General features: G+C 35.7%; 27 protein-coding genes. 13 read left to right on the top strand and 14 right to left on the bottom strand.

Translation table 11 applies throughout. From position 1 onward, the window contains the following. The first annotated feature begins 118 nt into the window (after nucleotides 1-118). From AB1280_RS01490 to AB1280_RS01465, 6 genes are read left to right on the top strand one after another with little or no spacing between them, the layout of a single operon-like run. Nucleotides 119-538 (top strand): GntR family transcriptional regulator, encoded by a 420-nt coding sequence (locus tag AB1280_RS01490; RefSeq protein WP_429754674.1) that lies wholly within the window; start codon nucleotides 119-121, stop codon nucleotides 536-538. Continuing rightward, nucleotides 504-1,385 carry an ABC transporter ATP-binding protein gene (locus AB1280_RS01485; protein WP_429754673.1) on the top strand — a complete coding sequence of 294 codons (882 nt, stop codon included), beginning with the start codon at nucleotides 504-506 and terminating at the stop codon, nucleotides 1,383-1,385. The genes AB1280_RS01490 and AB1280_RS01485 overlap by 35 nt, the downstream gene beginning before the upstream one ends. Continuing rightward, nucleotides 1,375-2,457 (top strand): ABC transporter permease subunit, encoded by a 1,083-nt coding sequence (locus AB1280_RS01480; protein ID WP_429754672.1) that lies wholly within the window; start codon nucleotides 1,375-1,377, stop codon nucleotides 2,455-2,457. Before AB1280_RS01485 ends, AB1280_RS01480 begins: the two co-directional genes overlap by 11 nt. A 48-nt stretch (nucleotides 2,458-2,505) precedes the next feature. Further along, nucleotides 2,506-3,564: an ABC transporter permease gene (locus AB1280_RS01475; RefSeq protein ID WP_429754671.1), complete on the top strand. Its 1,059-nt coding sequence runs from the start codon at nucleotides 2,506-2,508 to the stop codon at nucleotides 3,562-3,564. Nucleotides 3,565-3,576: 12 nt separating this feature from the next. Further along, the gene (locus AB1280_RS01470) at nucleotides 3,577-4,647 is read left to right on the top strand and encodes an ABC transporter permease subunit (protein WP_429754670.1); all 1,071 of its coding nucleotides are present in this window, start codon (nucleotides 3,577-3,579) and stop codon (nucleotides 4,645-4,647) included. Between the two features lie 50 nt (nucleotides 4,648-4,697). After that, nucleotides 4,698-5,765: an ABC transporter permease subunit gene (locus AB1280_RS01465; RefSeq protein WP_429754669.1), complete on the top strand. Its 1,068-nt coding sequence runs from the start codon at nucleotides 4,698-4,700 to the stop codon at nucleotides 5,763-5,765. 12 nt (nucleotides 5,766-5,777) lie between these two features. Here the strand turns inward: AB1280_RS01465 and AB1280_RS01460 are convergent, their stop codons facing one another. Together AB1280_RS01460 and AB1280_RS01455 are read right to left on the bottom strand one after the other, a co-directional pair. Further along, nucleotides 5,778-6,323, bottom strand: a complete 546-nt coding sequence (locus AB1280_RS01460; RefSeq protein ID WP_429754668.1) for a hypothetical protein — start codon at nucleotides 6,321-6,323, stop codon at nucleotides 5,778-5,780. Nucleotides 6,324-6,559: 236 nt separating this feature from the next. Then, on the bottom strand, nucleotides 6,560-6,979 hold the full coding sequence (locus tag AB1280_RS01455) for a MarR family winged helix-turn-helix transcriptional regulator (protein ID WP_272191162.1): 420 nt from the start codon (nucleotides 6,977-6,979) through the stop codon (nucleotides 6,560-6,562). A gap of 161 nt (nucleotides 6,980-7,140) precedes the next feature. Between AB1280_RS01455 and AB1280_RS01450 the strand changes: the two genes are divergently transcribed. Both AB1280_RS01450 and AB1280_RS01445 read left to right on the top strand, forming a co-directional pair. Next, nucleotides 7,141-7,800: an SIMPL domain-containing protein gene (locus tag AB1280_RS01450; RefSeq protein WP_272191164.1), complete on the top strand. Its 660-nt coding sequence runs from the start codon at nucleotides 7,141-7,143 to the stop codon at nucleotides 7,798-7,800. 134 nt (nucleotides 7,801-7,934) lie between these two features. Continuing rightward, complete coding sequence (locus AB1280_RS01445) at nucleotides 7,935-9,224, top strand: NCS2 family permease (RefSeq protein WP_272191165.1); 1,290 nt, start codon at nucleotides 7,935-7,937, stop codon at nucleotides 9,222-9,224. A gap of 31 nt (nucleotides 9,225-9,255) precedes the next feature. Here AB1280_RS01445 and corA read toward each other — a convergent pair whose 3' ends face one another. The 9 genes from corA to spoIIM all read right to left on the bottom strand — a co-directional run bounded on the left by corA (nucleotide 9,256) and on the right by spoIIM (nucleotide 17,573). Then, on the bottom strand, nucleotides 9,256-10,218 hold the full coding sequence (gene corA, locus AB1280_RS01440) for a magnesium/cobalt transporter CorA (protein ID WP_272191167.1): 963 nt from the start codon (nucleotides 10,216-10,218) through the stop codon (nucleotides 9,256-9,258). A gap of 77 nt (nucleotides 10,219-10,295) precedes the next feature. Continuing rightward, complete coding sequence (locus tag AB1280_RS01435) at nucleotides 10,296-11,600, bottom strand: pyrimidine-nucleoside phosphorylase (RefSeq protein WP_429754667.1); 1,305 nt, start codon at nucleotides 11,598-11,600, stop codon at nucleotides 10,296-10,298. 7 nt (nucleotides 11,601-11,607) lie between these two features. After that, on the bottom strand, nucleotides 11,608-12,429 hold the full coding sequence (locus AB1280_RS01430; RefSeq protein ID WP_272191170.1) for a purine-nucleoside phosphorylase: 822 nt from the start codon (nucleotides 12,427-12,429) through the stop codon (nucleotides 11,608-11,610). A 12-nt stretch (nucleotides 12,430-12,441) separates the two neighbouring features. Continuing rightward, entirely contained in the window at nucleotides 12,442-13,626 is a 1,185-nt protein-coding gene (gene deoB, locus AB1280_RS01425) for a phosphopentomutase (protein ID WP_272191171.1), read from the bottom strand. A 403-nt stretch (nucleotides 13,627-14,029) separates the two neighbouring features. Beyond that, nucleotides 14,030-14,776, bottom strand: coding sequence for a FixH family protein (locus tag AB1280_RS01420; RefSeq protein WP_429757250.1), 747 nt, complete (start codon nucleotides 14,774-14,776; stop codon nucleotides 14,030-14,032). A gap of 136 nt (nucleotides 14,777-14,912) precedes the next feature. Then, nucleotides 14,913-15,803 carry a site-specific tyrosine recombinase XerD gene (gene xerD / locus AB1280_RS01415; protein ID WP_429754666.1) on the bottom strand — a complete coding sequence of 297 codons (891 nt, stop codon included), beginning with the start codon at nucleotides 15,801-15,803 and terminating at the stop codon, nucleotides 14,913-14,915. Between the two features lie 6 nt (nucleotides 15,804-15,809). Further along, nucleotides 15,810-16,040 (bottom strand): YqzK family protein, encoded by a 231-nt coding sequence (locus tag AB1280_RS01410; RefSeq protein WP_429754665.1) that lies wholly within the window; start codon nucleotides 16,038-16,040, stop codon nucleotides 15,810-15,812. A gap of 319 nt (nucleotides 16,041-16,359) precedes the next feature. After that, the gene (locus AB1280_RS01405; protein ID WP_272191175.1) at nucleotides 16,360-16,815 is read right to left on the bottom strand and encodes a Fur family transcriptional regulator; all 456 of its coding nucleotides are present in this window, start codon (nucleotides 16,813-16,815) and stop codon (nucleotides 16,360-16,362) included. A 107-nt stretch (nucleotides 16,816-16,922) separates the two neighbouring features. After that, nucleotides 16,923-17,573, bottom strand: coding sequence for a stage II sporulation protein M (gene spoIIM / locus AB1280_RS01400; protein WP_429754664.1), 651 nt, complete (start codon nucleotides 17,571-17,573; stop codon nucleotides 16,923-16,925). Nucleotides 17,574-17,697: 124 nt separating this feature from the next. Between spoIIM and AB1280_RS01395 the strand changes: the two genes are divergently transcribed. Continuing rightward, a complete protein-coding gene (locus tag AB1280_RS01395) occupies nucleotides 17,698-18,249 on the top strand; it encodes a GNAT family N-acetyltransferase (RefSeq protein WP_272191178.1) in 552 nt (183 codons plus the stop codon). A gap of 63 nt (nucleotides 18,250-18,312) precedes the next feature. On the opposite strand, the gene AB1280_RS01390 is transcribed toward AB1280_RS01395, so the two are convergent. Next, complete coding sequence (locus AB1280_RS01390) at nucleotides 18,313-18,852, bottom strand: NUDIX hydrolase (RefSeq protein ID WP_429754663.1); 540 nt, start codon at nucleotides 18,850-18,852, stop codon at nucleotides 18,313-18,315. A 74-nt stretch (nucleotides 18,853-18,926) separates the two neighbouring features. Between AB1280_RS01390 and mciZ the strand changes: the two genes are divergently transcribed. Both mciZ and AB1280_RS01380 read left to right on the top strand, forming a co-directional pair. Next, nucleotides 18,927-19,055 (top strand): Z-ring formation inhibitor MciZ, encoded by a 129-nt coding sequence (gene mciZ, locus AB1280_RS01385; RefSeq protein ID WP_429754662.1) that lies wholly within the window; start codon nucleotides 18,927-18,929, stop codon nucleotides 19,053-19,055. Between the two features lie 53 nt (nucleotides 19,056-19,108). Then, nucleotides 19,109-20,023 (top strand): aldo/keto reductase, encoded by a 915-nt coding sequence (locus AB1280_RS01380; protein WP_429754661.1) that lies wholly within the window; start codon nucleotides 19,109-19,111, stop codon nucleotides 20,021-20,023. Nucleotides 20,024-20,050: 27 nt separating this feature from the next. Here the strand turns inward: AB1280_RS01380 and AB1280_RS01375 are convergent, their stop codons facing one another. Continuing rightward, entirely contained in the window at nucleotides 20,051-20,878 is an 828-nt protein-coding gene (locus AB1280_RS01375) for an aldo/keto reductase (protein WP_429754660.1), read from the bottom strand. A gap of 195 nt (nucleotides 20,879-21,073) precedes the next feature. Then, nucleotides 21,074-21,649 carry a DinB family protein gene (locus tag AB1280_RS01370; protein ID WP_429754659.1) on the bottom strand — a complete coding sequence of 192 codons (576 nt, stop codon included), beginning with the start codon at nucleotides 21,647-21,649 and terminating at the stop codon, nucleotides 21,074-21,076. 246 nt (nucleotides 21,650-21,895) lie between these two features. Between AB1280_RS01370 and AB1280_RS01365 the strand changes: the two genes are divergently transcribed. Beyond that, a complete protein-coding gene (locus tag AB1280_RS01365; protein ID WP_429754658.1) occupies nucleotides 21,896-22,642 on the top strand; it encodes a class I SAM-dependent methyltransferase in 747 nt (248 codons plus the stop codon). A gap of 308 nt (nucleotides 22,643-22,950) precedes the next feature. Next, nucleotides 22,951-23,916 carry a quinone oxidoreductase family protein gene (locus AB1280_RS01360; RefSeq protein WP_429754657.1) on the top strand — a complete coding sequence of 322 codons (966 nt, stop codon included), beginning with the start codon at nucleotides 22,951-22,953 and terminating at the stop codon, nucleotides 23,914-23,916. Nucleotides 23,917-23,931: the final 15 nt, after the last annotated feature.

The following is a 23,931-nucleotide window of genomic DNA, read 5'->3' as shown; positions in this document are numbered from 1 at the left end:
TTTTATACCATAATTTTCTAAAAATACAGTTGACAAGTTATCATGTACTATATATTGTATTAAGTGTATTACAACTATTAGTACACTCATACTTTTATTTAGAAAGGAGACTTTGCTCTTGCACATTCAACTAGATCCAAGAAGCAACACTCCGATATGGGAACAAATTGTTCATAATGTTAAAGAGCTAATTCTAAAAGGGATGCTCGAATCTAACGATAAACTCCCTTCCGTTCGTGAACTCGCCTCTTCACTTGTGATTAATCCAAACACAGTGAGTAAGGCTTATCAAGAATTAGAGCGGCAAGGAATTATTGAAACGCTGCGTGGTAAAGGAACATTCGTCTCGCAATCCATTACTCCCGCACAAGATGAAAGGAAAATTGCTATGGTAGAAAAACAATTTCATCAATTGTTACTAGAAGCTTCGTATCTTGGTATTTCAAAAGAAAAAATTCATGATTGGATTGATTCATACTATAAAGAATTAGGAGGAAATACGCATGTTAAAAGTGACGAACGTAAAGAAAACAATTGATAATCAAACGATATTAGAAGATATTTCATTTACTTTAAAAAAAGGGAGCATTGCCGGATTACTCGGCAGAAACGGAGCTGGAAAAACAACATTATTACGTACAATCGTTGGAATTTTAACTCCAGATGAAGGAACCGTTACATATAACGACGTTGACGTGCACAAACATCCTGAAGTAAAACAAACAGTTGTATACGTTCCAGACTCTACAAATGTATTAAGCGGATACACAGTAAAAGAAATCGTAAAATTTTACAAAGCAGTCTATCATAATTTCAATGCAGACTATTTCTATGAGTTACTTGAGCGTTTTAACTTACCAGACAAACGCATTCGTAGCTACTCCCGCGGAATGAAGGCATTATTAGCGATGATCTTAGCCTTTTCTACTGGCGTAGAATACATAATTTTAGATGAGCCAACAAACGGATTGGATCCAATCGTAAAAAGACAAATCTTACAATTTTTAATTGAAGAAGTAGCAGAACGTGAAATTACCATTCTCATTTCGACGCATCACTTAGATGAAATTGAAAAAATCGCAGATACAGTCATCATTTTAAAAGATCATACCATTGCATCAATTACAGCTTTAGACGATACAAAATCGCGATATGCAAAAATTCAAGTCGCTTATGAACGTTCACTACCACAAAAACTAGAAAACTTAAGTAATGTGAAAGTATTACAACAAACCGGAAAAGTATACACCGTTTTAATCGAAGGCAATGTAGCAACTACGTTAGAAAAATTTCATAAAGAGCAGCCGCTCTTATTAGAAGAATTGCCAATGTCACTTGAGGATGTATTTGTTACGGCTTTTGAGGAGGGGTCACATGTTTCATAAAGGGTTGTGGATGCGGACGTTTAAACAGGGGAAATATGTGCTTCTACTCTTTTGGTTAAGTAGTTTATATATACTTCCTTATGCATATTATAGTGCTGCACAATCAGAGCTTCGACAGTCAAAAATGAAATGGGATGATCATGTATATTATTATTCCTATCATTTTCAATTAGACGAACCTGTCCTGATACAAGGCATTGCGCTCATCGCACTCGCTTGTGTTTTAATTGGATGGGAACGCAACAATCAATCAGCGGATTTTCTTTTCTCTATGCCTTTTAAGCGAAAAGATATTTTTCTAACAAAATGGTTGTTTGGCATTGTCAATGTTATAACCGTAAATTTTATTTGCTGGATTAGTATGTGGGGAATTAAAAAAGCATCTTTTCATAATGCTTATCAAGATTTCAGTCCGTTTCATACTTATTTTATCTACCTAACAATTGTGCTAATTGCTATTTATACATTCTCTTTATTCATTGGAACAATTACTGGAAATATTTTTTCACAAGGCACTTTAACTGCGGTCATTTTATATCTTCCTTATGGTTTAATTTTATTGGTATCTGGATTTATTTTTGTTCATACTGGAGAGGCAATCGAGGATCGATATAAAATTGAGAGTAAAACTAGATATTACTTAGAACAAGTAAGCATCATTGCACCGTTCCATGAATTTCATATTAGTTACAACTACCATCCTGAAATGACATTTGATCGTGACGGTCATAAAATCTCGGAATCACCTACCGTAGACCCTATGAAGAATATATGGATTCCACCTATTTGGAAATTGCTGAACCCATTCGTTTATATCATTCTATTTTTACCATTAGCAATCATTTTATATACACGCTCTCCTAATGAACAAAACGGAAAAATTCTATTGTTTCCACAGCTACAAAAATGGTTTATTGGCTGCACAGTCCTTTGCTTTGCATTACTCGCTGGACGAACATTTGGAATAAATGCTTTATGGATTTACTATATAACGTTTTTAGGAGCAGGATTTATTAGTTATATGATTTTAACTCGCTTACTAAAATGGAAGTTTTCTTTTAGTGGAAGATAACGATATTTTTAATCAAGAAGCGCACACATACAAATAGGGGTGAATTACATGTTCCATAAAGCATTATGGATGCGAAACTGGAAGCAAGGAAAATATATTGTATTACTATTCTTCCTTAGTTGTCTCTACTTTTTCCCATATAAATATTATCAAGCAGCAGAGCAACAACTTAATTCTTATCATAAACGTCACACAGAAGGAAAGTTTTATTATGAATATACTTTTTATTCCTCTAATAGTTTTTGGATAGCCTTTATTGTAATTATTTTAGGATGTATTTTAATCGGATGGGAACGTAGAAATCAATCTGAGGATATGCTTATGGCAATGCCGTTTAATCGACGTAATATTTTCTTATCAAAGTTGCTCTTTGGAGTGATTCATATTGTAGGTTCTTTTTTCATAAGTTGGATACTTATGTATCTCATTTATAAATCAACCATTCACTTTCAATATCAATCATTTTATCCATTTCACCGATACTTTTTCTATGCAATTGTTTCGTACGTAGCAATCTATACAGCTACTTTATGTATTGGAACATTTACAGGGAACGTTATTTCACAAGGTATTTTTAGCATTACTTTTTTAATTATGGGGTGTGGCGTATTTTCATTAGGATTCTCTTTTCTAACTACTCATTGGCATGTAATAGACAAAGAAAATTATTCGAAAAGGGTTGAAATACTTTATGAACTCAATGACAAGACAAGTATTTCCGCTCCTATAAACAAATTTACTATCGATTACAATTATGATCCAAGAAATCGTCGTACCGATGATACTGAAAAGACTCTAAAAGGTCCTGCATTTCATCAATATTATTCTGCCAAAGCAATGCTAGTTCCTGTCTTTTATACAATTTGTTGCTTACTACTTGGCACATTTCTTTTTACGCGGACACGAAATGAAAATAATATGAAAATTTTTCTTTTTCAAAAGCATCGCTTGCTATGGATATGGGGGATTACAATTTACTTCGCTTTAATAGGTGGGCGATTATATAATCCTTTTGGCTTATTATTGAATTACTACGTCGGCTTCTTTTTACTTGGGGGCATCACCTATTTCCTGCTATCTCGTGCTACCAAATATAAAATTTTTTAAAGGAGCGATCCTATGTTTCAGAAAGCATTATGGCTTCAAACATACAAGCAAAGTAAATATATCGTGTGGTTATTTTGGCTCATTAACTTCTATATACTATCGTGCAGATATTATTTGGCAGCTGCAGAACAACTAAACTATTTTCACGATAATATGAAATGGGGTTATCGTTTTCATTACCACTATATTTTTCCTGAAGAAACTATAATAATACAAGGTGCACTTGTTATTGTTTTAGGTTGTGTAGTCATCGGCTGGGATCGTCACAATCAATCTATCGATCTACTTTGGTCGATGCCATTTAAGCGAACACATATCTTTCTTACAAAATGGCTGTTTGGTGTATGTAATATTTTGAGTGTTCTAGTATTGAACTGGGGGATTTTTGCTATTTTGAAAAAAACAACTTTTCATAATAAGTATCAAATATTTTCACCTTTTCACTATTATTTTCTATACGCAGCAATCGTACTCGTTGCAATCTATACGTTAACGCTATGTATTGGAACAATTGCTGGAAATGTTGTTTCACAAGGTCTGTTAACTGCAATTGCTCTTCTTTTACCATTCGTATTGCCTATTTTAATTACTGGATTCATTTCTGTTCATACCAATAATTCGTATACTAACACTTATGAACAAGAAAATGCATATATGAATAAATCTGAAAAACTTACTGTCTTTTCACCTATGATACATTTTCAAATTTATTTTAATTACGATCCACAGTCTGCCTATACTGATACAACAGGAAAACGAATCACTGAGCCTAACTTTAGTTCTATTCCGTCTCTCTGGACATTAATAAGCCCTATTGTATATACACTGATCTTATTACCATTAAGTACGTATTTATATGTTCGGTCACCTAACGAACAAAACGGAAAAATACTACTTTTTCCAAAGCTACAAAAGCTCTTTATCGTTTGTACAGTAACGTGCTTTGCCTTACTTGGTGCTCGTTTACTAGGAGGAATCAATTCGTTGGTAAGTTATTATATAGGTTTTTTAGGCACAGGAGTTATCACTTACCTCATTCTATCTCGTCTGTTAAAATGGAAATTTTCTTTCGTAGGAAGATAGCGATACTATTCTAACCAATACAAATATACTTATTAATTGAGGTGAATTATATGTTCCATAAAGCATTATGGATGCGAAACTGGAAGCAAGGGAAATATGTCATTGCGTTATTCTGGCTCAGTACCTTATATCTCTTACCATATGGATATTTTAGAGACGCACTGCACAGAGCTCAGTACTTACGCGAAACAACGGATACGTATTATTCCTATCATTTGAACGGAGATAGTCCTACATTTTTCCCTACCTTGCTTTTAATTGGATTAGCAGTCATATTAATAGGTTGGGAGCGTCATAATCAAACAAATGATTTTTTATGGTCTATGCCATTTAAACGGTCACACATATTTTTATCAAAATGGGTGTTTGGTACCGTTCATATTATCAGTACACTAAGCGTAAATTGGATTCTTATGTATATTGTCTACAACACAACGATACACGCCGATTATCAATCATTTACACCGTTTCATCTATACTTTGTCTATACAATCATGACATTAATTGCAGTTTATACACTAGCTCTTTTTATCGGAACCATTACAGGAAATATTGTTTCACAAGGTGCGCTAAGTTATATTTTAATGGTTTTACCTATTTACATTTTTCAGCTTGCGTTCCCTTTCTTTGTATTACATGTTGATTTATCAGAAAAAGAATATGACAATGCCCATCGTAAAGGTTCCATGTATATAGAAAATACAAGTACATTAGCTCCTCTTACCTATTTTAGCATTAACTATGACTATCAACCGCAAAGAGAAGCTATACAAGATGAATACGGAGATGTACATGCGGGGCCTGCTTATCATCATATCCCGTCTGCTTGGACACTACTGAGCCCTACAATTTATATACTCATTTGTCTTCCATTAGGAGCTTATTTATATGTACGTTCACCGAATGAGCATAACGGAAAGATATTACTATATCAACAACTTCAAATCTATTTTTCAATATGTACTTCCATTTGTTTCGGACTTCTTGGCAGCGAAGTTTTCACTGATGGCAGTAAATCAATCCCACTTCACTATATGTATTTTATCGGGTTTGGCATTTTGACATATGCTATTTTACAGCGAGTGTTAAAACATAAACTTTCTTTATATGCAAAATAGCCTCCTCGGAGGCTATTTTACATTCTTTCTTCTTTCACTATAGTTCTTCTCCTCATCTGTCCCGAATCCATTACCATTTGCCACAATTTGATCTGTCGGTGCAACAATACTTTCAGCAATTTTCCACTCTCCATACTCTTGTACAAATACTTGTAAGAAGTAGTTCGTTCCATTCATTTGATATACGTTTTCTTTTTTCACATCATACTGCACAGCTAAATAGTACACTTGTACATTTTCTTTTCCAAATTTTGATACATACTGAGAAACTCGCGGCATATAAACGGAAGCTTTCGTTAATGACATTTGCTTTATACCGACGAGAGAAGAATACTTTATATTATGTAAAGTATCTTGATGATGAATGCGATCATTGTGATGAAATAATACAGACGTTTGCATCGAACGCATCCATAGCTTTGAATATAGAATGGTTTTATGATTTGATATATATTCCAGTTCTTTTTGGACAATTTGATTTGGAGACGCTGCACTTATCTCAGTGCCATACCATAATAAACAAATACCGATAATGCCAAAAGAAACAATCCGCTTCATCGTATGCCTCCTATTCCATATACGTAAAGTATAAGAATTTCAGGCTATTTTTATACAATGCATCGATTCTCTAATATATAAATCGTCGCTACGTAAAATACAGTATTTTTCCTCTTCGTTTTAAACCTTGCATGTAGATGTTCTCGCCTACCTAAAAAGAAAAAAGGTTTTATATCGATTTTTTAATTTCTATTTTCACATAAAAAAATAGAAAAGCAATCATTGCTTTTCCATCTTCATAGAACTCTATCGAAGAGATCTAACGCCATTTCAATTTCCTGGTCGCTCCAGCCCTGAAACTTCTCTCTATAATATTCTTTTCGGACATTTTCAAGTTTTTCAGCAACTTCTCGCCCGCTATCGGTAATTTCTAAATACACAATGCGTCTGTCTGAATTAGATCGCTTTCTCATTACGAGCCCCTTACGAGCAAGACGATCTGTAACCGCTGTAATATGACTGGATGTAACATCCACTTCACTTGCAATTTGCGATGCCATTTGCGGGCTTTTCCAATATAACGCACGCAGTACAGAAAACTCATTCCATGGCATATGTTCAGAAAAAAGTTCATTAATATCACTTTGTAATAAACGAAGCATTCTCCGAAAGGAAGTAGATAAGTTTAAAATAAGCGCTTCTCGTTTTTCGTTCACTGTTCTCGATCCTTTTTTATAATATTTACACATATTATAATGCATGAATACCTAAATTGTATATATTTTCTTTCTACTTAGATTTTCTATTATATTTCTAAATTTAAGGAAAAATTGGACACCCTTCTCTCATATAAATAAAGAAAGGAAGGTGAACAATCATGCAAATGGGCATGCCCTCTTATCCACATGAGTTACGTAATGGCAAAGAAGCAACGATTACTGTACAAGGTGAAGGTGTCGTAAAAGCAAAACCGGATGTTGTCGTCTTAACAATCGGTGTTCGTACTGAAGATCAAAATATAAAACAAGCACAAGCAGAAAATGCTGCTCTTTCTGCTAATTTACTTGCTGCTTTAAAGCAACTTGGAATTACAGAGCAAAATATTAAGACACTTTCTTACACTATTACACCTCAATATGAATACATAAACGAAAAGCCTGTATTGAGAGGTTATCAAGTTGAGCATTTATATGAAGTTATTGTGCTTAATGTACAAAAAGCAGGCGAAGTATATGAAACAGCTGTAACAAACGGAGCTAACGTCGCCAGGGGACTTGTATTTCGCGTTTCTGGACCTAATGCTTACTACAAACAAGCATTAGTACTCGCTGTGCAAAACGCTCAAGAAAAAGCAAGGACAATTGCTAGTACATATAATCTAAATATAAATCCTATTCCTCTTTCTCTCGTTGAAGAGTCTTCTCATATGCCTCGGGAATTTGTTGCTTACTCTGCTGTTCATAGCGGTGCTCCCCCTATTCAATCAGGTGAAATAGAAGTTATTTCAACTGTACGTGCTGTTTTTACTTATATGTAATTGTATGTCTAGCAAAAAAGAAAACGTTCTCATTTAATTGTTGTAAAAAACTTTTGTTTTGATATAATAATAGACGGTGAACCTTACATAGGGATATCACGGGTGGGAGAGGGATATGAAAAAGAAGGTTTAACATGAAAGGAATTCTCGAAAGAACATTTAAATTAGACTTACATCACACAACACCAAAACAAGAAATACTTGCTGGTGTAACATCATTTTTCACGATTGTTTATATTATGATTGTGAATGCATCCATTTTATCAGATGCCGGCATTCCTCTTGAAGCAGGAATTTTAGCAACAGTATTCAGCTCATTTGTCGGATGTCTATTGATGGCATTTTGGGCAAATGCACCGGCGATTCTTGTACCAGGTATGGGAGTAAATGCGTTTTTTACGTACACAGCTGTGCATACGCTTGGTTTAACTTGGCAAGAAGCATTAGCAGCGGTATTTGTCGCTGGTATTATTTTTATGGTTGCCGCATTTACACCAATTGCTCGCACACTTTCAGCCGCAATTCCACAATCGTTAAAAGAAGCGATAACTGTTGGTATCGGACTCTTTTTAGCGTTTATCGGCTTGCAAAAAGGCGGCCTTGTTGTTGCGAATTCGAATACTGCTGTTGCATTAGGGAAATTAAGTAGTCCAGTTGTTCTAGCAACACTGCTTACTCTTATCGTTGCTTTAGTTTTATTTATTCGTAACGTACGTGGAAACTTTTTATGGACGATTGCAATTGGAACAGGAATCTCTTGGTTGTTTGGTATTGTTGATACAAGTCAAGTTGGTAATAGCTCCTTTTCATTTGCAAACTATGGGAATGTTTTTGGCGCAATGTCGTTTGGGAAACTAACTTCTTTACCGTTTTTAATCGCAACGTTCTCATTAAGTATGGTACTCATTTTTGAAAACATGGGACTTTTGCACGGTTTATTAGAAGATCAGCGTAAATTCCCTCGTGCGTATCAAGCAAATGCAATTTCAGCGATGACATGCGGTCTATTTGGCACAAGTCCAACTGTTTCTACAATAGAAAGTGCTGCTGGTATTACAGCGGGCGGCAAAACAGGTCTGACGTCTATCGTCACTGGCGGATTATTCTTTGCCTCATTATTTGCTTTGCCATTTGTAAAATTAATTCCAGATAGCGCAATCGCTCCGATCTTAATTATTATTGGCGGTTTAATGATTACAAACATTCAACAAATTCCTCTGAACGATTTTTCAGAAGGATTTCCAGCATTTTTAATCATCGTTATGATTCCGCTCACATATAGCATTGCTGATGGTATTGCTTTTGGATTCATTGCATATCCAATCTTAAAAGTAGCACTTGGTAAACATAAAGAAGTTGCAAAACCGCTTTATGTTATCACATGTCTCTTCTTAGCCATGTTTGTACTGCATGCCATTGGCTAAAGCAAAAACGCCGGGAATTCCCGGCGTTTTATTATTTAAACCAGCCCTTCTTATAAAACCAGACCATCATTCCGCCACCTATAAACGCCATTACGGCTAAACAAATATAATAGCCATACTCCCACTTTAACTCTGGCATATGATCGAAGTTCATTCCATATACACCAACTATAAATGTTAACGGCATGAAAATCGTTGAAAAAACCGTTAATGTCTTCATAATATTATTCATATGATGAGAGTTAAGCGAGAAGTAGCTATCGCGAATATCAGCTGTCAACTCTCGGCTTGCTTCAATCATTTCAGCAAGCTTTAAAAGATGATCGTGAATATCTTTAAAATAAATTTCATGGTCACTTGCACCATAAAAGCGCGTTGAATTTAAAATACGATATAATAAATCGCGCATCGGTACAATTGTTCGTCGTAATTTTGATAAATCAGAACGAATATCAAATACCTCTTCTAATACAGCACCAGCTGTATCTCCTGTTAAATTGTCATCAATAGCATTTAAATGATCTTCAATATAATATACCGGAGCAAAATAATCATCGACAATTTGGTCAATAATCATATGAGTCACATGAAGAGTACTTCTCTTTACACGCTGTTTTTCTCCAAGTTTATTCCAAGCTCGTTCAATCGCCTTATTATGCGAAAAGTGAAAAGATACAACAAACTGATCGCTAACGAATATATCAATTTCATGAGGCTCGAGTCCCTCTTCACTAAAAGCATGAAGTACTAAAAAATTATATCCTTCATAAAAATCCACTTTCGGTCTCTGCACGTACTCCAAACAATCCTCAATCGCAAGGGGATGGAATTTAAAATAATCTTGTAAAATATATGTATACTCTTCTTTCGTCGGTTTACATAAATCCAGCCAAAACCATACGATATCTTCTCGCTTCGTTTCTTCTAATGACACGTCATATAATACTTCATTTTCTTTTGTTACTGCACAAATTCTTATCATAATTTCACCCATTATTATTATATGCAAAAAAAGCCAAGGAGAAAACTCCTTAGCTTTTTTATCTCATGATTCGTGGACAAATTGTCACTTTATTTCTCGATGATACCGTGTACTAACTTCGGTACATTGACGTGTTCCGCAGATACCTTCATGTTTTCGTAAATTTTTTGTTTTACATCTTCTACATTTTCACGATTTGCGTAAATTGTTACAAGTGATTCGCCTTTCTTTACGCTATCGCCAACTTTTTTACGAAGCATAAGACCAACTGCTAAATCAATTTCAGATTCTTTCGTTGCGCGTCCTGCACCAAGAAGCATCGCTGCTGTACCAATTTCATCTGCGACAATTTCAGATATATAGCCATCTTCTTTTGCTTCCACTTCAATCTTATATTGCGCTTGCGGAAGTTTCATTGGATCATCAACAACAGAAGCATCGCCGCCTTGTGCTGCTAGGAAGGTTTTAAACGCTTCTAATGCCTTGCCATTGTTCATCACTTCAAGTAGCTTTTCACGTGCATCTTCTAAAGAAGAAGCTTGTCCAGCTAAGTATACCATTTGACTTCCAAGTGTTAAACATAACTCTTCTAGGTCTTTTGGTCCTTTTCCTTGCAATGTATCAATCGCTTCCTTCACTTCTAAAGCGTTACCGATTGCCTCACCAAGCGGCTGACTCATATCAGAGATAACAGCCATTGTTTTACGTCCAACATTGTTACCAATACGAACCATCGCCTCTGCTAATCGCTTCGCATCCTCATCCGTTTTCATAAATGCACCCGCACCTGTTTTTACATCAAGAACGATTGCATCCGCACCAGCTGCAATTTTTTTACTCATAATAGAGCTGGCAATTAACGGGATAGAGTTTACCGTTGCCGTCACATCACGAAGTGCATATAACTTTTTGTCAGCAGGTGTTAGATTACCACTTTGCCCAATAACAGCAATTTTGTTTTCATTTACAAGACGAATAAATTCCTCGTTTTCAATTTCTACATGGAATCCTGGAACCGCTTCTAGTTTATCAATCGTACCACCTGTATGCCCAAGACCACGACCAGACATTTTCGCAACTGGTACACCTAGAGCAGCTACTAATGGACCTAATACAAGTGTAGTTGTATCACCAACACCACCTGTTGAATGCTTATCTACTTTTACGCCTTCAATCGCTGATAAATCAATTGTATCTCCACTATTTACCATCGCCATCGTTAAATCAGCACGTTCCTGCTCGTTCATATCTTGGAAGAAAATTGCCATTGCCAGTGAACTCATTTGGTAATCCGGAATATTACCATTTGTATACCCTTCAATGATAAAATTAATTTCTTCTGTCGTTAATGCTTTGCCATCACGCTTTTTCGCAATTAGGTCCACCATTCTCATTGTAAACTCATCCCTTCATTTGTTTTACAATTTCTTTTACAAGTGCTAAGAAGTTCGCTTTTACACGTTCTGTTGTTTCAATTACTTCCTCATGATTAAGCGGCTGATCTAAAATACCAGCTGCCATATTTGAAATACAAGAAATACCAAGTACTTTCATACCAGCATGACGTGCTACGATAACTTCTGGTACAGTTGACATTCCGACAGCATCTCCGCCAACCGTACGGATCATACGAATTTCTGCAGGTGTTTCGTATACAGGACCTGTCATCGCCGCATATACACCTTCTTGTACTTTAATATTTAAATCAGCTGCAACTTGTTTCGCCATTGCACGAAGATCTTTACTATAAGATTCAGACATATCAGGGAAACGTACACCCATTTCAGAATCATTAGGTCCGATTAATGGATTGTATCCCATAAAGTTAATATGATCTGAGATTAACATTAAATCGCCTGGCTCATATGATGTATTTACACCACCAGCTGCGTTTGTAACAACAACTGTTTCTACACCTAATTCTTTCATAACACGAACTGGGAATGTTACTTTTTGCATATCGTATCCTTCATAGTAATGGAAGCGACCTTGCATTGCTACAACTGTAACTCCTTGAAGTGTACCGAATACTAGTTGGCCAGCATGACCTTCAACTGTTGATACAGGAAACTCAGGAATTTCATTATATGGTACAGCTACTGCATTTTCGATTTCATCCGCTAATACACCTAAACCTGAACCAAGGATTAGTCCTACTGTCGGTCTTTCTGAAAATTTACCTTTTAAATATGATGCAGATTTTGAAATTAATTCACGATTCATTTTATATTCCTCCTATTTACCTAGCTCGTTTAAGAAACTTTTTCCGTATTTTGGCATTGTTACATTGAAGTTTTCTGCAACTGTTGCACCGATATCAGCAAATGTTTGACGAAGTGATAATTCTTGTCCACCATTTTTCATACTTGGGCTATACGCTAATAATGGTACATATTCACGCGTATGGTCTGTACCGTAGTGAATTGGGTCATTACCATGGTCAGCTGTAATAAGTAATAAGTCGTCTTCTTGTAACTTTTCAAACACTTCAGGAAGGCGTGCATCATATTCCTGTAATGCTTCTCCATATCCTTGAGGATCACGACGATGACCGAATAGTGCATCAAAGTCAACTAGATTTAAAAAGCTTAAACCAGTAAAGTCCATGTTTAATGTATCTACAAGTTTATCCATACCATCCATGTTTGATTTTGTACGAAGAGACTCTGTTACACCTTCTCCATCATAAATGTCAGAAATTTTGCCAATTGCAATTACATCATAGTCAGCATCTTTTAATTCGTTCATAACTGTGCGACCGAATGGTTTTAAAGCGTAATCATGACGATTCGGTGTACGTGTAAAGTTTCCTGGCTCTCCAACGAATGGACGGGCAATCACACGACCAACCATATATTTTTCATCAAGTGTTAACTCACGTGCAATTTTACAAATGTTATATAATTCTTCAAGTGGTACAACTTCTTCATGAGCAGCAATTTGCAGTACGCTATCAGCAGATGTATACACGATTAATGCGCCTGTTTCCATATGCTCTTGTCCAAGTTCATCGAGAATCCCTGTTCCAGAAGCTGGTTTATTCCCAATGATTTTACGCCCTGTTCTCGCTTCTAACTCATCCAGCAATTCTTTGGGGAATCCTTCTGGGAACACTTGGAACGGCGTATCAATGTATAGACCCATAATCTCCCAATGCCCTGTCATGGTATCCTTACCCGTAGATTTTTCTTGCATTTTTGTATAATATGCAAGCGGCTTCTCTACTTTTGAAATCCCTTTCATTTCACGGATGTTACCAAGACCTAAATTCATCATGTTTGGCATCTGTAATCCATTCATATGCTCTGCAATATGACCTAATGTGTCAGAACCTTTATCGCCATATTTCTCGGCATCTGGTGCCTCTCCAATTCCTACGGAGTCCATTACGATAAGGAAAATACGTTTATATTTGCTCACAACTGTAACCTCCTATATATGCTACTAATGTAGTATGTTCAAATCGCTTTAAAAACTTCCTTCTTCTTCTAAGTCAGATGTCAGACATCTCTCACAGCTATCATAACATGTTCGCGCTTTCTTTTTAAGAAATTTTTATCATATTTCATATTTTCTACACATTTTCATTGTAATCTATTCTGCCGAGAAGCGCTAATAAAACCAATATATAAATCTATTTTGTTTTTTCTAACATATCAGTCGCTGCTATCTATGTAGAACAAAACGCGATCTGCACTCGTTTTGTCTCTTTGTTTTAATTCTTGCATGTGGCTAGATGCTCTCTACTGCCTAAAAGAAAAGCTTTTGTTATTGGAATGTATATCAATAATAAATAAAAACAGCTCTTTCAAAGAGCTGTTCCTTACTTCACTTCAACTGTTTCTTCTTTATGGTCATGAAGATCACCTTTTCGTACATGAACCTTCACTTTATACGTACCTGCTTCTTTAAATGTATGAGTGCTTGTATATTCACCTTTGTTACCTTCTTTTGCTGGAACAAACTCGTGCTTTTCGGCACCATCTTTCCAAATTTCAAGTTGAACTTCCGCACCAGTTAACGCTTCTTCTTTTTGTTTTAAGTGTACTTTCATTGTAGATTCTGTATTTGCTTTTACACCATCTGCCATAAGATGAATCATTGTCTCACTTTTATGATCACCATGACCCGCTTCATGACTATCATGAGCTTTCTTTTCTTCTGTTACTTTTGCATTTCCAACAGCTACTTTTACTTCTGGCATCACATGCATATCACGTGCATTTGTATGTGCAATAATATGGTAAACACCGTCAGATGGGAATGTTTTATCGATTGTATAAACACCGTTCCCTTTATGCTTCGCATTTACCATTTCTTTTTTCTCTTCGCCATCTTTCCAAATTTCAAATTTCACATCATCTGCATCTGTTACTTTTTCTTTCCCTTGTGTAACAATTGCTTGCACTTCTACTTTTTCATTTGGCTTTATTGTTTCAGGGTTTGTTTTTACTGCTACTTTTACTTCTTCAAGCGGCTTATCATTTTTCGCTTTTTCGTCCGATTTCGTATTGCAACCAGCTAATGCTAGCATGGCGATAAATAATGTAATTAAAAGTTTCTTCATTATAACTTCCTCCTTCGTACTATATTAGTATAGAGGAAATATACGTTCATATTCTAGCCTTCTGCTGAAAACAATGTACGAAATGTTTGTGAAGTTTTTGTGAAGTTTTTTCACCATAATAGCAAAAGGACATGAAAACTCATGCCCTTGGATGGAACTGTTTATATACATCTTTTAATCTAGTTTTTGAAACGTGTGTATAAATTTGTGTTGTTGAAATATCGGCATGACCAAGCATTTCTTGTACCGCCCTTAAATCTGCCCCATTCTCTAATAAATGTGTTGCAAAAGAATGACGCAACGTATGCGGTGTAAGTTCTTTTTGAATGTTTGCTTCTTTTGCAAGTCGCTTTAAAATTTTCCAAAACCCTTGGCGTGATAAACGATTTCCATGATGATTTAAAAAGAGTGCTTCGACCGTCTGCTTTCCAAATAGTTCCGGTCTTCCTTTTTCAATATAATGCTGAATCGCCTCTGCCGCTAAGCTGCCAAGAGGGATAATTCTCTCTTTGTTTCCCTTTCCTATGCAACGAACAAAACCCATTGTTAAATGTACATCAGCAATGTTTAATTCAATTAACTCAGAAACACGTAATCCTGTTGCATATAATAACTCTAGCATAGCCTTATCACGGATTCCGAAGGCACTCGTTGCTTTTGGCGTTTGTAATAATGCTTCTACTTCATCAATAGATAACACTTTCGGTAATTTACGCTCAGCTTGAGGCGTTTCAATATGTACAGATGGGTCATGTTCCACAACGCGTTCACGTAATAAAAATTGATGAAACGATCGTATAGATGCAATGTGACGCGCCATCGTTTTCGAAGATTTATCATTCTCTTTTAGATGATGCAAAAAGCTTACAATATGCATTCGCGTCACATCATGAAAAGATATAATTCCCTCTACTTTTTGTAAATACTTCATATAACTTTTTAAATCACGTTCATATGATACAACTGTATTTTTAGCTAACCCTTTTTCAACAACCATATAATGAATAAAATCTTGTAATTGATCTTTCAATCTTCTCTACTCCCCATTTTCATAGAAAAAAATCATTCTGTTTACGAAAGCATCTCTCGCAGGTTCTTCTGTTCCAGATACTTTTTCTACCATTTCTTCTTTCGGTTTTTCATAACGATGATAGCTTTCATATTCTTCATTTATCCATAGTATAGCGAAATAAAACAAAATGGTACAACTGGTAAACAATAAAAATACTTTCATACCATCAAAAATAACTTTCATTGCTCGGCGCATTGTAAATTCCTCCAAAATAGTTCATCACCAAAAGACGGGGGTGACATATAGATAGATGTACACTCCACTCCGAGTGGACGCTTTCCGCGGGCGAGAGCGAGCCTTCTCGGCAAGCCTGCGGGGTCTCACTTCCCTCGCTATCCCCACAGGAGTCACCACTCTCCGTTCCGTGTATTAAAAATGATTCGTTTTCAAAAAGTCAAACCCTTGTTACAGTGATGAACCTCCAAAATATATGTTATTACAACATATGCCAAGCTTTTCATCATTTATACCTGATTACAAATAAAAAACCTCTTCCTAATTAAATAGGAAAAGGTTATTTTTCTTCTGTTAATTTTTCTTGACAATTTTCACAAACACCGTGGAACGTTAAACGATGGTCTTTTACTTTAAAGCGCCATTCTTGTTCTATCCTTTTTTCTACTTCGCCAAGTAAATCCTCTTGAATTTCTTCTACTGCACCGCATTCCGTACAAATTAAATGATGATGAAAACGTGATGCTCCTTCTTGGCGTAAGTCATAGCGCGAAACACCGTCACCGAAATTAATCTTGTCGACAATTTTCAACTCGGATAATAACTCCAAAGTCCGATAAACGGTTGCAAGTCCGATCTCTGGCGACTTTTCTTTTACAAGGAGGTAAACATCTTCCGCGCTTAAATGGTCTTCTTCATTTTCTAGCAGCACGCGAACTGTTGCTTCACGTTGTGGTGTTAATTTATAACTCGCTGCATGCAATTGCTTCTTAATTCGATCAATTCTTTCTTCCATTCGGTACTACTCCCTCCCTCGCCACTCTTACCCCATTATATCAGAAGAAGGGCAACTGTCAAAAGAAAAATAATCAAGATTACTTGATAATAATTCTCAAAGTATAATTATTTTTTATTAATATTATCCATGACTTGTTTCATAAAAGTTGGTGATACATACGCTTCTATTCCTGAAGCAACTGCTAACACCACACCGATAGTAAGAAAAAAGCAAGTGTAGCGCATAAAAAGTGGTAGTAATGGTTCATTTACTTTCCGAATAAATTGATGACGAATCATCCGCAATGAAAAGCTAGCTGCAATCGTCGTCATAATAAGAAACGTTGGTATGATAATTACATTCTGTGGAAGTACAGCCACAAACGCTAATAATAGTCCGTTCCATCCGAGTTGACTCACTAAAAATCCTACTGTAAACCCTACAACAACTCCTTTTAAAAATAATAAAATAAAAATAAGTGGTAAACCGATGATGGAAATACCTAAAATCCAAATAAAGCCGATGTATTTCAGTTGCGATAAGTAACTTTCTCGAAACATCTCACCTGCATTTGCAAATTGTCCTTTAGAAACTTGTCCAAAAAAACGACTCAAATAAAAGTACAAGTCTTGCTTTTGACTTACTTGTAAACTATTCACAAGAATTGCTCCAAAAATAACTCCCATTAATAAAAGAACTGCTACAAATACATATAGTGAGGCATGTTCTTGTACATGATATGTTACCCTATCTTGCCAAGATGATTTCCTTAGCATATTCTGTCCCTCCGTTCTTTCTCTTACTAGAATGTATGAAAGAAAGAAAAAAGTATGACGAATTAACATTGAAATTCCACGCCACTTTGCTAAACTTAAAAGAAGAGAATAGGAGGGATTTCGTTTGAAACAACTATTATTGGATTTTCCAACATTATTTCAGACTGAGCGCTTACAAGTGCGGAAACCGTTCCCAGGTGATGGAGCGGATGTTTACGAAGCTATTCAAGCTTCTTTAGAAGACTTGCAGCCATGGATGGCTATTACACACGAAACTGAAGAAACAGCAGAATCAGCAGTTAGAGAAGCACATGGAAAATTTTTACTTCGCGAGACATTACCGTTCCATCTATACGAGAAAACATCGGGTACTTTCATCGGTGCACTCACTCTTCATCCAGAAAATTGGGAAATCCCGAAGTTTTCCATAAGTTTTTGGCTTCATAGCTCTTATACAAAACAGGGATATATGACAGAAGCATTAAAAGGAGCTGTTCAATTCGCTTTCGATAAACTTGGAGCAAAACGTCTTGAAATTCGTTGTGATGCGAATAATACAAATGCACGATTAGTTGCAGAGCGCCTAGAGTTTATTCTAGAAGGTACGCTCGAAAATGATTTCCTTGCTCCTGATGGTAGTTTACGCGATACATGTGTATATGCAAAAATACAATAAAAAGACGTTACAGCTAGTCATCTTCACATTTCACAAAAATAAACACTCGCATAAAGCGAGTGTTTATTTTTTCAATTGTAAATATTGAATGGCAAACATTGTCTTTGCATCATGAATACGTTGCTCTTTTATTAGTTGCAATGCTTCTTCTAATGATACTTCCATTAACTCAACGAACTCATCTTCATCAAGATCGGCTTTATCTTCCTTTTTCTTCAAGCCAGTCGCTTCATATACGTATACAATTTCATCTGCAAACCCCGGTGAAGTGTAGAATGACGTAATAAGCTCCATATTTTCACATATGTACCCTGTTTCCTCTTCTAATTCCCGAATTGCTGTTGCTTCAGGTTTTTCTCCCTGCTCCAACTTTCCAGCAGGAATTTCTACAAGCTCTTTTTCCATCGCTTTACGATACTGTTCAACTAACACAATTTTCTCATCATCTGTAATAGCAATAATCGCTACCGCACCAGGATGCTTCACAATTTCACGTTTACTCGTCTCACCATTTGGCAATACTACTTCATCAACACGAACTTTAATTACTCTTCCATCAAAAATAGGCTCAGTCGCGACCGTTCTTTCTTCAAGATTACTCACAAGACTTCATCTCCCTGTTCTATTTCCTAATCTTTCTTCATACATTCTATCACATTGAAAGGAGCGAAACGAAAATGAAAGTGTATATTTTACCAAATCGAGTAACGTTAGTCGGAAAAGCTTGGGAAATTCGTCATATGCTAAAACAATATGAACAACATTATAAAACTGTTCATGACTGGATTACAAATACACAAAAGTAAAGTGTTTGTGTAACTCCTTACGCTTTCGTACAATAAAAGTAAGGAGGAGAATTATGAAAACACGTCAATTAGGAAATTCAGATTTATATGTAAGTGAGATTGGACTTGGGTGCATGTCACTTGGGACAAGTGAAACAGAAGCCATTCAAATCATTCATGAAGCATTAGATTTAGGCATTAATTTTTTAGATACGGCCGATTTATACAATTATGGATTAAATGAAGAGTTTGTCGGAAAAGCATTACAAGGAAAACGAGAGCAAGTTATCCTTGCCACAAAAGTTGGAAACCGCTGGACAGAAGAAAAAAATGGTTGGTCTTGGGATCCTTCTAAGACGTATATAAAAGAGGAGATAAAGGAAAGCCTACGCCGATTAAAAACGGATTATATCGATTTATATCAACTGCACGGCGGAACAATTGAAGATCATATCGACGAAGTCATTGAAACATTTGAAGAACTAAAACAAGAAGGATTTATTCGTCATTACGGTATTTCTTCCATCCGTCCTAATGTGATTCGTCAATATGCAGAACGCTCTAATATTGTAAGTGTATTAATGGAATATAGCATGTTCAATCGTCGCCCAGAAGAATGGTTCCCATTTTTACAAGAAAATAATATTAGCGTTATTGCTCGCGGCCCACTTGCAAAAGGTTTATTAACGAATAACAATGAACAGAAATTAGCTAAAGTGAAAGAAAAAGGCTATCTCTCTTACAACTACGATGAAGTAAAACACATCATATCCAGTATGAAAGAAATAACAAATGAGCTCTCTCTAACAGAAGCCGCTCTTCAATATTGCCTGCATAATCCCGCAATTGCAGCTCTCATTCCAGGTGCTAGCTCAATTGATCAGTTACGTGAAAACGTAAAAGCAGGCACTACACATTCATTGACAGACGAACAATACAAACACATTCAATCACTTTTAAAATTGGATACATACGAATCTCATCGCTAAAAAAAGCTACCGAAAATCGGTAGCTTTTTACATCGTATCGTATTTCTCCGGATTCGTTCCTGAACGCTTATTACAATCTAAAGTATCAATTTGGCACATTTCTTCTTCTGTTAATGAAAAATCAAAAACATGAAAATTCTCAGCAATGCGCGATGGTGTAACAGATTTTGGAATGGTCACAATGCCGCTTTGAATATCCCAGCGCAAAATAACTTGAGCAGGTGTTTTCCCATATTTCTTAGCGATTTCTTGAATAACAGGATGTTCAAACACCTCTCCTCCTCGCATAAGTGGACTCCATGCTTCCATTTGAATTTGTTCTTGTTGGCAAAAATTACGAAGTTCAAATTGTGCCAACATTGGATGGAGTTCAACTTGATTCACCATTGGTTTAATATGACAGTTTTCTAATAAATGCTTTAAATGGTGAATATGAAAGTTTGATACACCAATCGCGCGTACTTTCCCTTCTTCATACAATTTTTCTAGTGCACGATATGTATCCACATACTTCCCACGTATCGGCCAATGAATTAAATATAAATCAACATAATCCATCTGTAATTTCTTTAAACTCGTATCGAAAGCTTTCAGCGTCGTTTCATACCCTTGTTCATCGTTCCATACTTTCGTTGTAATAAACAGCTCTTCACGGGCAATTCCAAATTCACGAATCGCTTCTCCGACACCGCTTTCATTTTCGTAAATAGCAGCTGTATCAATAGAACGGTATCCAATCTCAAGTGCAGTCTGCACCGCTCGTTTTACTTCCTCTCCTTCTTTCGCTTTATATACTCCTAGACCGAGCATTGGCATTTTCACGCCATTATGAAGTGTTGTTGTTGGAATATGCATAAAAAACTCCTCCTTTTTCTACATTTCAACAAGAAAAGGATAAAAAGTCAAAAGAAATGCGGTTTGTTCACATAATCTTGTTATGTTAAGGAATCCGCCCTAAAAACTCCTGCTTTACAGTTTAACCAGATGTTAATTTGAAATAAGCCTTGATTAAATATGTACTAACAATCATCGCTAAACTTTAAAAGCATGTTATTGAACGTTAGCAGAATAACATGTAGTATCACTTGTTTTAGTAGACTTCTTTTTTATCTCCTTCTCTTCTTTATACCATTTGCGAAGTTGATTAATGTGCGCTTGGTGATATCTATTATGATCTGATATATGCCAAATGCCCCACCTAATAGTTGCAGTTTCTTCATTCTCATAATTAACTATTTTATTTAATTGTTTATCAGTTAACTGAAAGCAAATAGACTTAAACATGTTAAATACCTCATCATAATCAGAGAGAATTCTTTCTAATGAAACTCCATAAATCAATGGGATTTCATTGTTTTTATCCAACATAGGTCCGTACTTATCTTCAAGAAGACTTGGTACTAGTTCACCTTTAATCCTAAAAACCCAGTTAAGGTCTACATATGCCAAATGCCTTATTAATTGTGCTGTACTGTTATATTTCTGATTTGGACCTTTATAATCTAATTCCTCCTGTGACATACCTGCAACAATGGATTTTAATCGCTTATAATTACCATCTACAGCAGAATAAAGCATGCCTACAATAGAATCCATTTGAGATTCACCTTTTAAATCTAGAATCATAAATCTCCACCTCACTCAAAATTAAATTAAAATTTCACCCGACGATAATACAATTCAACTTTATCAAAAATATTGTTGCTTGTTCAATTTAAATGTCTCTTTAGTACAAGAAGAAAAAAGTTTCTTTTTTATAGAAAATAAACTACAGTGCAACTTTATTTTAAATCTACAAAAGATAGCTTTTGCAGGAGAATAATGAGAAGTATAGAATTGATGTTTTTATAATTATTAGGGAGGTTTAAGAAAATGGATGTTGAGTCTCTTACCATAAATAAGCATAGTTGGGATGAAGCAGCACATCGTTTTTTTGGTAGAAATCCTCTTCCCGAATATGGGCCACTGGCACCTAGTGAGGAGAAATTAAATTTGTTTGGCGATGTTACAAATTTAAAAGTTTTAGAAATTGGTTGTGGAAGTGGGCATTCATTACAATATATGGACCAAAAGAAAGCTGGTGAATTGTGGGGGCTGGACCTGTCAAATAAACAGATAAATGCAGCAAAAATGTTATTAAAGAATTCTAATTCACCGGTAAAGTTATTTGAATCGCCAATGGAGGATAATCCTGGCTTACCCACTAATTATTTTGACATTGCTTTTTCTATATACGCAATAGGATGGACAACTAATCTAGAAAAAACATTAGCAAATGTTAATAAATATCTAAAACAAGGTGGCATATTTATCTTCAGTTGGGAACATCCAATTTATAATCGTGTAAGTAATACGAACGGTACCCTAACGTTTCATAAACCCTATCATGAGGAAGGTTCTTATTATCATGAAGCATGGAGTCATCCTGCAATTATGCAACAATATAGACTAAGCACATATATCAATACATTAATCAATAATGGATTTAAAATTGAAAGAATGGTTGAGGATGTTTGCCTGTCCGATGAAGATATTCAACGGCACTCAAACAGATGGTATTCTTATGAAAAAGCAAAAGTACTTCCCACTACTGTTATTATTAAAAGTCAAAAGTTGTAGTGTATGATATTTTTCATATTAGGCTTTCTTATCTTCCGCAATCTGGTATGTTTGTAAAACAAGAAGTAAAAGGGTAGTACATACTAGTCACGACTAATATGTACTACCCTTTATTTTTTATGACTTTATATATTTTAGATTTTAAGAATTTCAAATCAGTTCAACTTTATTTCAAACCAACATCTGTCCATACCTAGAAGCAACCAGCGCCCTTTCCCATTTTTTCCAAAGTGTAATTCCTTGCTTTCTTCATTCTTTTATCTTACAGTGTAAGCGTAAAATAAAATACACAAAGTAGAGGATAAAAGATGAAAGCTCTTATATTTAACACATTTGGAGAACCAGAGGTATTACAATATAAAGAAATCCCTAATCCTATTATTGGACCTGAAGAAATTCTTGTGAAAATGAAAGCAATTGGTTTAAACTTTGCTGATGTTTATAGAAGAAAAGGTAATTATCACCTTGCCGGTAAACCGCCATACATTTTAGGATACGAAGGTGCTGGAATTGTCGAAATGGTCGGAACTAATGTTACGACAATCAAGCAAGGAGACTCTATTGCATTTGCAGATGTTCCTTATGCAAATGCAGAGCTGGTAGCGGTGCCAATAGAGAAAACAATTCCACTTCCTAATCATATTTCACATGAAACTGCTGCTTCTATTTTACTACAAGGTTTAACAGCTCACTATTTAACCCGAGATAGCTATGCGATAAAAGAGGGAGATATTGCGCTCGTGCACGCTGCTGCCGGTGGTGTTGGCCAACTACTTGTACAAATTATAAAATTACTAGGCGGTAAAGTTATTGCACTTACTTCTTCTATTCAAAAAGCAAAAGCTGCCGAAGATGTTGGTGCAGACCGGGCCTTTTTATATGAGGATGATTGGAAACAGAAAGTCATGCACGCGACGAACGGAAAAGGTGTCGATGTCGTATATGAATCTGTTGGTTCTACGTTGATGGATAGCTTTGAGGCAACACGCATTGGAGGAACTGTTGTTTTTTACGGAATGGCAGGAGGTGATCCAGCACCTGTAGACCCGCGCATGCTTATGGATACCTCTAAGACGCTAACCGGCGGGGATTTATGGAATGTACTCACTTCTCATAAAGAACGCATTCTTCGTTCTGAAGAGCTATTCACGTGGATTCAACAAGGAAAGATCAAGTTATCTAAACCAACTACATTTCCATTAAGCGAAGGTGCAAAAGCACACCATTATTTAGAAAGTAGAAAAAGCACAGGGAAAATTTTATTACTTCTGTAAAACAATTATGAAAAT

The sequence above is a fragment of the Bacillus sp. S10(2024) genome (genome assembly GCF_050473865.1).
Classification (GTDB): domain Bacteria; phylum Bacillota; class Bacilli; order Bacillales; family Bacillaceae_G; genus Bacillus_A.
Note: the sequence above shows the minus strand (reverse complement) of the source record. Positions and strands in the feature narration are given on the sequence as shown.